The organism is Micrococcus sp. KRD096 (assembly GCF_017168495.1).
GTDB lineage: Bacteria > Actinomycetota > Actinomycetes > Actinomycetales > Micrococcaceae > Micrococcus > Micrococcus luteus.
Map to the genome: position 1 here is coordinate 157,201 of NZ_JABFAY010000012.1, position 10,675 is coordinate 167,875.

Annotated in this window: 10 protein-coding genes and 1 tRNA gene; 2 read left to right on the forward strand and 9 right to left on the reverse strand. The window is 72.9% G+C overall.

The window, feature by feature from the left end; translation table 11 throughout:
- Window positions 1–19 precede the first annotated feature (19 nt).
- From J1M41_RS05840 to J1M41_RS05860, 5 genes are all read right to left on the reverse strand, one after another.
- Window positions 20–1,411: an aspartate aminotransferase family protein gene (locus J1M41_RS05840; RefSeq protein WP_206451352.1), complete on the reverse strand. Its 1,392-nt coding sequence runs from the start codon at window positions 1,409–1,411 to the stop codon at window positions 20–22.
- A gap of 52 nt (window positions 1,412–1,463) precedes the next feature.
- Window positions 1,464–2,369, reverse strand: a complete 906-nt coding sequence (locus J1M41_RS05845; protein WP_206451353.1) for a hypothetical protein — start codon at window positions 2,367–2,369, stop codon at window positions 1,464–1,466.
- Window positions 2,370–2,452: 83 nt separating this feature from the next.
- Complete coding sequence (locus J1M41_RS05850; protein WP_036316518.1) at window positions 2,453–3,178, reverse strand: dienelactone hydrolase family protein; 726 nt, start codon at window positions 3,176–3,178, stop codon at window positions 2,453–2,455.
- Between the two features lie 72 nt (window positions 3,179–3,250).
- A complete protein-coding gene (locus tag J1M41_RS05855; protein ID WP_122054830.1) occupies window positions 3,251–3,802 on the reverse strand; it encodes a YceI family protein in 552 nt (183 codons plus the stop codon).
- Window positions 3,803–4,103: 301 nt separating this feature from the next.
- Window positions 4,104–5,384 carry a Glu/Leu/Phe/Val dehydrogenase gene (locus tag J1M41_RS05860; RefSeq protein ID WP_206451354.1) on the reverse strand — a complete coding sequence of 427 codons (1,281 nt, stop codon included), beginning with the start codon at window positions 5,382–5,384 and terminating at the stop codon, window positions 4,104–4,106.
- Window positions 5,385–5,698: 314 nt separating this feature from the next.
- Here J1M41_RS05860 and J1M41_RS05865 point away from each other — a divergent pair, with 314 nt between their 5' ends.
- On the forward strand, window positions 5,699–6,640 hold the full coding sequence (locus tag J1M41_RS05865; RefSeq protein WP_206451360.1) for a CoA ester lyase: 942 nt from the start codon (window positions 5,699–5,701) through the stop codon (window positions 6,638–6,640).
- A gap of 110 nt (window positions 6,641–6,750) precedes the next feature.
- Here the strand turns inward: J1M41_RS05865 and tctA are convergent, their stop codons facing one another.
- Genes tctA through J1M41_RS05880 form a run of 3 tightly spaced genes read right to left on the reverse strand, consistent with a single transcriptional unit; the run spans window position 6,751 to window position 9,822 of the window.
- On the reverse strand, window positions 6,751–8,256 hold the full coding sequence (gene tctA / locus J1M41_RS05870; RefSeq protein ID WP_206451355.1) for a tripartite tricarboxylate transporter permease TctA: 1,506 nt from the start codon (window positions 8,254–8,256) through the stop codon (window positions 6,751–6,753).
- A 1-nt stretch (window position 8,257) separates the two neighbouring features.
- Window positions 8,258–8,818, reverse strand: a complete 561-nt coding sequence (locus J1M41_RS05875; RefSeq protein ID WP_010079710.1) for a tripartite tricarboxylate transporter TctB family protein — start codon at window positions 8,816–8,818, stop codon at window positions 8,258–8,260.
- Complete coding sequence (locus tag J1M41_RS05880; protein WP_206451356.1) at window positions 8,815–9,822, reverse strand: tripartite tricarboxylate transporter substrate binding protein; 1,008 nt, start codon at window positions 9,820–9,822, stop codon at window positions 8,815–8,817. The genes J1M41_RS05875 and J1M41_RS05880 overlap by 4 nt, the downstream gene beginning before the upstream one ends.
- A gap of 176 nt (window positions 9,823–9,998) precedes the next feature.
- Between J1M41_RS05880 and J1M41_RS05885 the strand changes: the two genes are divergently transcribed.
- Entirely contained in the window at window positions 9,999–10,349 is a 351-nt protein-coding gene (locus tag J1M41_RS05885) for a universal stress protein (protein WP_098093919.1), read from the forward strand.
- Window positions 10,350–10,524: 175 nt separating this feature from the next.
- Here J1M41_RS05885 and J1M41_RS05890 read toward each other — a convergent pair.
- Window positions 10,525–10,608, reverse strand: a tRNA-Leu gene (locus tag J1M41_RS05890).
- Window positions 10,609–10,675: the final 67 nt, after the last annotated feature.

A 10,675-nucleotide genomic window follows, 5' to 3' on the forward strand; every position in this document is an offset into this window, starting at 1 on the left:
GGGCTGGGGGCAGTGCCCGTCAGCCGGCCGCGACCTCCTCGTCGGCGAGGGTGAGGACCTGGTCGAGTACGTCGAGGCCGAAGCGCAGGTCCTCGTCCGAGATGTTCAGCGGCGGGCACAGGTGGAACCGGTTCTCGGCCATGAACAGCAGCAGCCCCCGGTCCTTCGCCTCGGCCATCATCCGCCCCATCACGGGCGCGACCTGACCGAGCGGGGCCAGCCGCTCCCGGGTCTGCCGGTCCTTCACCAGCTCGACGGCCCAGAACGCGCCGGCGCCGCGCACATCGCCCACGCTCGGATGGGCCGCGGCGATCTCGGCCAGGCGCGGCCCGATGATCTGATCGCCGATGCGCTTCGCATGGGCGACCATGCCCTCCTCCTCCATCGCGGTGATCGCGGCGACGGCGGCCGCGCACGCGAGGGGGTGGCCCGAGTAGGTCAGGCCGCCGGGGTAGGGCGTGGTCGCGAAGCTCTCGTAGACGTCGTCGCTCATGGCGACGCCGCCCAACGGCACATACCCGGAGTTGACCCCCTTGGCGAACGTGACGATGTCCGGGGTGACGCCCGTGAGCTGGTGGCCGAACCACTCGCCCACGCGGCCGAAGCCGACCATGACCTCGTCGATGATCAGCAGGATCCCGTGCTCGCGGCACAGCTCCTTGACGCCGGCCATGTAACCGGGCGGCGGCAGGAAGATGCCCGCGGTGCCGGGGACGGCCTCGAGGACCACGGCGGCCACGGTGGAGGGGCCCTCGAGCTCGATCACGTCGCGCAGGTGGGCCAGCGCGCGCTCGGCCTCCTGCTCATCGTTCTCCGAGCCGAACGCGGAGCGGTACGTGTACGCGGGCTGGAAGTGCACGACGCCGTCGGAGGCCGAGTCCGAGCCCACGCGCCGCAGGGAGCCGGTCAGGTTCGCCGTCAGGCGCGTGGCGCCGTGGTACGAGAGGTACGCGGAGAGCACCTTGTGCCGGCCCGTGTGCAGGCGTGCCATCCGCACCGCGTGCTCGTTGGCCTCCGCGCCCGCGTTCGTGAAGAACACGTGGTTGATGGACTCCGGCAGCCGCTCCGTGATCAGCCGGGCCGCCTCGGACCGGGCGTCGTTGACGTGCTGCGGGGCCACGGTGGCGAGCGTCTCGGCCTGCTCCCGGATCGCGGCCACGATCTTCGGGTGGCGGTGGCCGACGTTCGTGAAGACGAGCTGCCCGCTGAAGTCGACCATGGGCCGACCCTCGCCGTCCCACACCCACGACCCCTCGGCGTCGAGGATGGTCATGGGTGTGAGGTCGCGCTGCGCGCTCCACGAGTGGAACACGTGCGCGCGGTCGAGCTCGTGGGCGCGGCGGCCGCGCTCGATGGCCTCGTCGCTGATCCGGGGGTCCCGGCGGCCGACGTGCTGCTGATGCTCGGACATGCGCCCTCCTTGAGTGTGATGCGGCTCATTCCGAGCATAGGCGCGCCCGCCCTCAGCGCGAGCTGGCGCCCCGCCGCCCGCGCGCCACCCCCACGAACGCCTGCACGAGCTCCGAGTCGGCCGCCTTGAGCCAGGCCAGGGCGACGTCCCAGCCGGGGTGGCGGGCGTCGTCGTCGCCCTGACCCGCGGGATCCGCCCCATCGACGACGGCGGCGCCCGCCTCGGCCTGGGCCCGCGCCTGCTCGTCCGCGAGCGCGGACCGCGTGGCGGCGGCCTCGCGGTCGGCGCGGGACAGGCCCACGGTGTCGTCGAGGGTGGAGGCCAGCGGCAGCACGATCACGTCCTTGCGGCCGAACATGCGGGCCACGGACATCGGCAGCACGACGTGGCCGGCGCCAGCCGCGGCGATCTCCAGGGCCATCCGCTCGCCCGCGCCGGGCGGCTCGGCGGCGTCCATCGGCTCCGCGCTGGGGGCCGGGGCGAAGCGGGCGGGGTCCAGCTCCTCGTCCGGGTCGAGCTCGGCGGGCGGCACGGGGCCGTCCGCGTCCACGTCCCAGGCGGCGAGCAGGTGGTCCTTGCCCACGCACACCACCGGCAGCTCGGAGTACACGCCCACGAGGTGCACGTGGCCCGGGTCGACGCCGCCGGCGCGCAGGAACTCCTCGGCGGACACGTCGCGTCGGCGCCGCACATAGCCCAGCTGCGGCAGGAAGTGGCGGGGCTGACCGGCGTCGTCGTGGGCGAGGTGGGCCAGCTGGGCGGCGTCGTCGTGGTTGACGAGCTGCACCGTGCGCTGGCGCGTGGTGAACCGCTCCACCCACGTGGACGGCGTGGCCCCGGGGATGGTGGCCAGGAAGAGGGTCTCCGGCGGGACGGGCAGGTCGGCCGGCGGCGCGGGCGCGGGACGACGCCGGCCCTCGCCCCCGGCGCGGCCCGCGGGCTTCACGCCCTTGGCCACGCCACGCCCGCCGGAGCGGGTGGACCGGGCGGGGCCGCCCCTGCTCGCGCGGGACTTCCCGCCCCGGCCGCCACGGGAGCCGCTCAGCGGACCTTCTCCTTCAGGAAGGAGACCGCGCGGTCCCAGGCGAGGGCGGCGGCCTCGGGCCGGTAGTTGCCCTGGGGGTTCTCGTCGTTGTGGAAGGCGTGCGGGGCGTCGTAATAGAAGTACTCGACGTCGGCCCCGGACTCCTCGCGGATCTGCTGCTCCTGCCTCCGCGCGTCCTCGACGGGGAAGGAGTCGTCCTGCTCGGCGTAGTGGCCCTGGACGGCGGCGGTGACGCCGGAGAAGTCACCGGGCACGCCCTGGCCCACGCCGTAGAAGGGCACGGCGGCGGAGACCTTGTCCCCCTGCTGGGCCGCGAGGGCGAGCACGAAGCCGCCGCCCATGCAGAAGCCGATCGCGCCCACGGTCTGCGAGGTCACCTCGTCCCGGGCCAGGAGCCAGTCGACGGCACCGGCGAGCTGGCGGGCGCCCTCCTCGGCGGGCAGGTTCTGCATCATCTCGCCGGCCTCGTCGCCGTCGTGGGCGATCCAGCCTCCGTAGAGGTCGGGGGCGAGCGCGACGAAGCCGAGGTCGGCGAGGCGGTCGCACACATCCTTGATGTGGTCCACCAGGCCCCACCACTCCTGGATCACGATCACGCCGGGGCCCTTCCCGGAGGCGGGCAGCGCGAGGTAGCCGTGGCCCGTCCGGTCGCCGTCCTGGCCGGCGTCCTTGGTGGGCAGGTCGAACGTGACGTTCTGGTGCGGGGTCTTCGAAGCCATCATGGGCCCCACCCTATGAGGAGACCGGGCCCCTCATCGAGGGACCCGGTCTCGACGCGCGAGGTCGACTCAGGCTCAGGCCTGGGCGTCGGCCTCGGACAGCACGAAGGCGGCGCCGATCTCGAGCTTCACCTTGTCCGAGACCAGGACGCCGCCGGCCTCGGTGGCGGCGTTCCAGGTCAGACCGAAGTCCTTGCGGGAGATCTCGCCGGTGGCCTCGAAGCCCACGCGGGTCGCGCCGAAGGGATCCTTGTCCTGGCCGCCGAACTCGGCCTCAAGCTCCACGGTCCGGGTGACGCCGTGCAGCGTCAGCTCGCCGACCAGGGTGAACTCCTCGGGCTCGCCGCGGACCTCGGTGGAGCGGAAGGTCATGGTGGGGAACTGCTCCACGTCGAAGAAGTCGGCGGAGCGCAGGTGGGCGTCGCGACCCTCGTTCTTGGTGCTGATGGAGGCGACGTCGACGGTCACCTCGACGGAGGACTGGGTGAACTCCTCGGCGATGACGAGCTGGCCCTCCACGGCGTGGAAGGTGCCGCGGACCTTGGAGATGCCGGCGTGGCGGACGACGAAGTCGACGTCCGAGTGCGCGGCGTCCAGGTTCCAGGTGCCGGGGGTGATGGCGTGCATGGGGTGCTCCTTTTCAGCGGGTCTGTCTGGTGTGTCCGGGGTGGGCCGTCGCGGGAGGCGATGGCTCCTTGGCCTCCGAACTTGTTTCAAATTCAAACATCATCCGGACGGGTTGTCCACGCCTGATCGTCAAAATTCGAAATAGAGACGGACGTCACGGGCCGTGGGGGCACATCAGGGACGAGTCCGCCCACGACGACGGCCCGGAACCTCCGGGGGTTCCGGGCCGCCGGCCCGCGGTCGGGCAGCGGGGCCGCGCTCGGGCGGCCGGACGGGGTCAGGCGGCGGGGCCGCCCCCCCGTCACGGGTAGAGGCCGCGGGTGCGGTGGGCCTCGGCCACGCGCTGGACAGCGGTCAGGGTGGCGGCCTCCCGCAGGCTCACGCGGCGACTCTCGGAGGTGGCCAGCACGGCCTGCCACGCAGCGACCATGCGCCGCTTCAGGCGCTCGTCCACCTCCTCGCGGCTCCACCAGTAGGCCTGGTTCGCCTGGACCCACTCGAAGTAGGAGACGATCACGCCGCCGGCGTTGGCCAGGATGTCCGGGACGACCAGGACGCCCTTCTCGGAGAGGATGCGGTCGGCCTCGCCTGTGGTGGGGCCGTTGGCGCCCTCCACGACCAGCCGGGCGCGCACGCGCGGGGCGTTCTCCTCGGTCAGCACGGACTGCACGGCGGCCGGGACCACGAGGTCCACGTCCATCTCGAGCAGTTCGTCCGCGTCCATGGACGTGGTGCCGGGGGTGTCCTTCACGGAGCCGGTGTCCCAGAGCTGCTTCTGCAGGGCGTCGTAGTGCAGGCCCTCGTCGTCGCGCACGGCGCCGTACTGGTCGGACACGGCCACGACCTTCACGCCGGCCGCCTCGAGCAGCTCGACCGTGCCGGCGCCGACCTTGCCGAAGCCCTGGACCGCCGCCGTCGCCTGCGACGGCTCGATGCCGAGGTGCTCGAGCGCGGCGAGCGCCACGTGGACCACGCCCGCCGAGGTGGCGGAGGCGCGGCCCAGCGAGCCGCCGAGCGCGACGGGCTTGCCGGTGACCACGCCGAGCGTGGTGTGGCCGACGTTCACCGAGTAGGTGTCCATCATCCAGGCCATGGTCTGCTCGTCCGTGCCCACGTCCGGGGCGGGGATGTCCACCTCGGGGCCGATGATCGGCTGGATCTCGGAGGTGTAGCGGCGGGTGACGCGCTCGAGCTCGGCCTTCGAGTACTGGCGGGGGTCGATGGTCACCCCGCCCTTGGCGCCGCCGTAGGGCACGTCCAGCAGGGCGCACTTCCAGGTCATCCACATGGCCAGCGCGCGGACCTCGTCCAGGTCCACGTCCTCACTGAAGCGCACGCCGCCCTTGGCCGGGCCGCGGGAGAAGTTGTGCTGCACGCGGTAGCCGCGGAGCACCTCGGTGGAGCCGTCGTCGCGGCGCAGGGGGATGGAGACGGCCATCTCGCGGCGGGGGGCGGCGAGCATCTGGTGCAGGCCCTCGTCGTAGCCGAGCGTCTTCACGGCGGCGGAGAGCTGGGCCAGGGCGTTGTCGAGCGGGGAGGACGGGGCCGTCACGGCCTCGTCCTCGGCGGGGATCCTCGTCATTGAGCGTCCTCGTGGTCCGGTGGGAAGGGATGTGTCGCGGCCCGACCGACGCGCGGAGCGCCGCGCCCCATTGCGCGGCCGACGCCGTCCGGACCCCGATGAACGCTACGCGCTCCCCCCGCACCCGTCACCCCTTCTCAGCCGAGATCCACGCCCACCCGGGTGACGTCGGACACAGAGGCGTGTACTGTGCTGTGGACGCGCCGCACACCCGCGGCGCCCTTCGGCGTCGAACCGACGCCGCTCGCTCAGGGCCCACCTGGTCCGTCCCCCGGCCGTCCGCCGCGCAAGGCACCCCGCCCGCGACCTCGGCCATCACCCCCTCCCCCGCGTTCCAGCCCGTGCCCGGCCAGCGCATCGACCCGGAGCTCGCCCGCTCCTGGCTGCTGGTCAACGCCGCCCAGCCCGAACGGTTCCAGCCCGCCGAGGACTCGGCCGCGGACATCGTCATCCTCGACATCGAGGACGCCGTGGCCCCCAAGGACAAGGACCAGGCCCGCGCGGACGCCGTCGCCTGGCTGACCTCCGGGCACACCGGCTGGGTGCGGCTCAACGGCTACGGCTCACGGTGGTGGGAGCAGGACGTCGAGGCGCTCGCCGCGGCCCTGCCCGCGCACCTGGGCGGGCCGGTCTCCGAGGGCGGCCTGGCCGGCGTCGTGCTGGCGATGGTGGAGTCCACGGACCACGTGAACGAGACCGCCCGACGGCTGCCCGGGGTGCCCGTCGTGGCGCTCGTGGAGACGGCGCGCGGGCTGCAGCGGATCGACTCGATCGCCGCCGCGAAGGGCACGTTCCGGCTGGCCTTCGGGATCGGCGACTTCCGCCGCGACACCGGCCTGGGCGAGTCGCCGCAGGCGCTGGCGTACACGCGGTCCCAGTTCACGATCGCGGCGAAGGCCACGGGGCTGCCGGGCGCGATCGACGGGCCGACCGTGGGCTCCACCGGCGTGAAGCTCGCCGAGGCGACGGCGGTGACCGCGGAGTTCGGCATGACCGGCAAGCTGTGCCTCGCGCCGGAGCAGTGCGCGGCCGTGAACGAGGGGCTCAGCCCGTCCCAGGAGGAGCTGGCGTGGGCCCACGAGTTCCTCGCGGACTTCGAGGCCGACGGCGGCGAGATCCGCAACGGCTCCGACCTGCCCCGCAAGGCGCGCGCGGAGAAGATCCTCGGGCTGGCCACCGCGTTCGGCGTGCACTCCACGCGGTATCCGGACCAGGACAACGCGATCACCGCGCCCTCGGACACGTACCACTACTGAGCGGGCCGCCGCCCACCAGAAACGCGGGTTGAGTTGTCACGGGTGCGGAGGCCGCACACCGGTGACAACTCAACCCGCGTTGCCTTCGGGGGTGCGGATCCGGCCTCCGCTCACACGTCCTGGCGCGTCCGGCGCACGACGGCGGCCCGCACGGAGAACGCCAGCACGATCGCCAGGATCCCGTAGATCACCCACGTGATGGGGGTGAAGACGAGCACGGCCGGGTCGCCGACCGAGCTGAGCAGGGCGTCGCGCAGGCTGGTCTCCGCGAGCGGGCCGAGCACCATGCCGATCATCAGCGGCGCCAGCGGGTAGCCGTACCGCCGCATCAGGAAGCCCAGCACGCCGATCCCCAGGAGCATCAGCAGGTCGAACACCGCGCCCGTGGTGGCGTAGATGCCCAGCCCGCAGAACAGCGTGATCCCCGCGTAGAGGTAGTGCTTCGGGATGAGCAGGAGCTTGGCCCACAGCTGCGCGAACGGCAGGTTGATCGCCAGCAGCACGATCATCGCGATGAAGAAGCTCGCCAGCAGCGCCCACACGAGGTCCGGGCTGCGGTCGAACAGCAGGGGGCCGGGCTGCAGCCCGTACTGGCGGAACGCCGCCAGCATGATCGCCGCCGTCGCGGAGACGGGCAGGCCCAGCGTGAGCAGCGCGCCCATCGCCATGCCGGTGGTCGAGTTGCCCGCGGCCTCCGGGGCCGCCAGCCCGCGGATCGCGCCGCGGCCGAACTGCGGATGCGCCCGGCGCCGGTCCAGGCGCCGCTCGGCCGAGTACGCCAGGAACGTCGGCACCTCGGAGCCGCCCACCGGCACGATGCCGAACGGCAGGCCGATCGCCGTGCCGCGCAGCCACGCCGGGGCGGCCTCGCGGAACTCGGCGCCCGACAGCCACGGCCGGCCGGTGCGACGGATGCGCAGGTCCTCGTGCTCGCGGCGCACCCGGGAGGCCACGTGGAACACCTCGCCGAGCGCGAGGATCGCCACCGTGACGGTCACCAGCGGGATGCCGTCGAACAGCTGCGGCGAGCCCATCGTGAAGCGCTCGGTGCCGGTCACCGCATCGATCCCGACGACGGCGATGCCCAGTCCCAGCACCAGAGAGGCCAGGCCGCGCAGCACCGAGTCGGCGACCACCGAGGAGGTGGCCACGAACGCGAAGAGCGCGAGCGCGAAGTACTCCGCGGGCCCGAAGCTCGTGGAGAACTCCGCCAGGACGGGGGCGAGGAACACGACGCACACCGAGGCCACCATGCCGCCGATGAAGGCGCCGAGCGCCGCCGTCGCCAGGGCCTGGGCCGCACGGCCGTCCTGGGCCATGCGGTGGCCCTCGAACGTGGAGGCGATGGCCGAGGCCTGGCCGGGGGTGTTCATCAGGATGGCCATGGTGGAGTCGCCGAAGAGGCCGCCGAAGTACACGCCGGAGAACATGATGAACGCGGCGGTGGGCTCGAGGGCGAAGGTCATGGGCAGCAGCAGGGCCACGGCCATCGAGGAGCCGAGACCGGGCATCACGCCGACCGCGGTGCCGAGCAGACAGCCCAGCACCACCCAGAGCAGGTTCATCGGGGTGAGGGCTCCGGCGAAGCCCTCCATGAGGAGTCCGAGGGTCTCCATGTCAGAAGCCACCTCCCAGGATGCCCGAGGGCAGGGTCAGGCCCAGGGCCACCGCGAAGCCGAGGTAGGCCAGCGAGGAGACGAACAGGGCGACGAGGATGTCGAACACGGGGTGCGGGGCGCCGAACGCGCGCGTGACGCACCAGAACAGCAGCGCCCCGGCGAGGATCCACCCCAGCCAGGGCAGCAGGACGGCGAACGCGAGGAAGCCGAGGAAGCACCAGGCCAGCGCGCCGAAGTCCGAGTGGAACAGGGTCAGCGGACCGGCCGCCTGCCCGACCTCGCCGTCCGCGTCGGCCTGACCCTCGGGGGACTGGCGCACGCGCACGACCTCCACCGCGAGCGCGGCGGCGATCACGAGGCCCGCGACCGCGAGGATCAGCGGGAAGAAGTCCGGGCCGGGGAAGTCGGCGCCCTCGGTGTCCATGGCCAGGGATCCCAGCAGCAGGTAGAGGCTGAACGCGGCCAGCACGGCCGGCATGACGAGCGCGGAGAGCCCGGCGGCGCGCCCCCAGCGGGAGGGGGCGTCGGCGGCGGGGGGGACGGTGGATGCGTGGCTCACTTGATCTCCTCCGTCAGCGTGCCGATGCGCTCCTTCTCGGCGGCGATGAACTCCTCGAGTTCGGCGCCGGAGAGGGGCACGGGGTTCCAGTAGTTGCGCTGCACCGCTTCCTTCCACTCGGGGGTGTCGACCGCCTCGGCGATGAGGGTCTCGAGCTCCGTGCGCTCCTCCGCGGAGACGCCCGGCGGCACGAACAGGGCGCGCCAGTTGGTGAGCGTGACGTCGTAGCCCTGGGAGCGCAGGGTCGGGATCTCCTCGACGCCGGCCAGCGGCTCGGCCGCCACCACGCCGAGGGCGCGCAGTCGGCCGGCCTCGACCTGCGGGTAGATGTCCGCGAAGCCGCCGGCGGAGGCCTGGGCGGTGCCGTTGAGCAGGGCCTGGATGGCCTCGCCGCCGCCGTCGGACGGGATGTAGGTGGTGTCCGCGACCGGCACGTCGGCCGTGCGGGCGATGTCCGCCATGACGAGCTGGTCGAAGGAGCCGCCGCCGGTCCACGCCACGTGGGCGGGGTCGGCGCGCCAGGCGGTCACCAGGTCGTCCATGCTCTGGTACGGCGAGTCCGCCGGGACCACCACGAGGCTGTACTCCTCGACGACGCGGCTGACCGCGGTGACCTGGGAGAGCTCGGGGCCGGTGCCACGGGCCGCGTGGGCGGCGATCTGGCCGGTGCCGCCCACCATGAGGTTGTTCGCGTCCTCGAGCGTGGTCAGCTGGCCGAGGGCGATGGTGCCACCGGCGCCGGGGATGTTGACCACCTGGACGTTGTTCACGAGCCCGTTGACGCGCATGGTCTGCTGCAGCTCGCGCTGGAACGAGTCCCAGCCGCCGCCGGCGGCCGCGGGGGCGATGAGGGTCAGGTTGGTGCGGATGTCGTTGCCTCCCGAGGCCGAGCGGATGGAGAAGGCGGAGGCCGCGAGCACGGTGAGCACCGCGATCACGCTGAAGACGATCCGGCCGATCCCCGTGCGTCGGCGCGGGGGGCCGTCGGGGGAGGTGGAGGACATGGCGGTTCCTAACAGAGACACCCCGCCGCCAGGGAGTGGCGCCGGGGACAGGTGCGAGTGGTGGAGGTCACCGTAACAGCGCGACGAGGCTGCGTGCGCTCCGCGTCCGCAGAGTCGCCGACGACAATCGGCCCGGGTGGTGACGGGGGCCGCGTCCATGACGCACAGTGGTCCCCATGACGATCATCAGCACCGGAACCAGCACCCCCGAGAGCGCCGCGGCCTGGCGGGCCGCCCTGGCCGAGGCGGCCCTGCGCGGGGAGGACGTGGTCTGGTTCTCCCTCGACGGGACCGAGCCGGACGAGGCGGAGGCACGCGAAGCCGGCGTCGACGTGTCCGTGGCACACGCCCAGGAGCGCGGCCGGGACGCCGTCGGCGACCTGCTCGAGCACGCCGAGCGTGTGGGCGCGAGCCGGATCGTGGTGGGCGTGAAGCACCGCTCCCCCGTGGGCAAGCTGCTGCTGGGATCGGCCGCGCAGCAGATCATCCTCGAGGCGCGCGTCCCGGTGGTGTGCGTCAAGCCGTGAGGGCCGGCGTCGGGCGGGCGGCCCCGCGCCCGGACCACCCTGCGGCGTTTGGGGGCGGTTTCGGGCGGTATTCGGCGTGGATACCGCCTGAAACCGCCCCCAACCGGGGAGTGGGGACCAGCCCGGGAACGACGAAGGCCCCGGAACCACACGGTTCCGGGGCCTTCGTCCTCGGTGCGCGAGGGGGGACTTGAACCCCCACGTCCTTGCGAACACTGGCACCTGAAGCCAGCGCGTCTACCAATTCCGCCACTCGCGCGAGCGGCTTCCTGATCTCGGCTCCGGACATCCGGCGACCGTCACAGGCAGCGAGGAATACTCTAGCC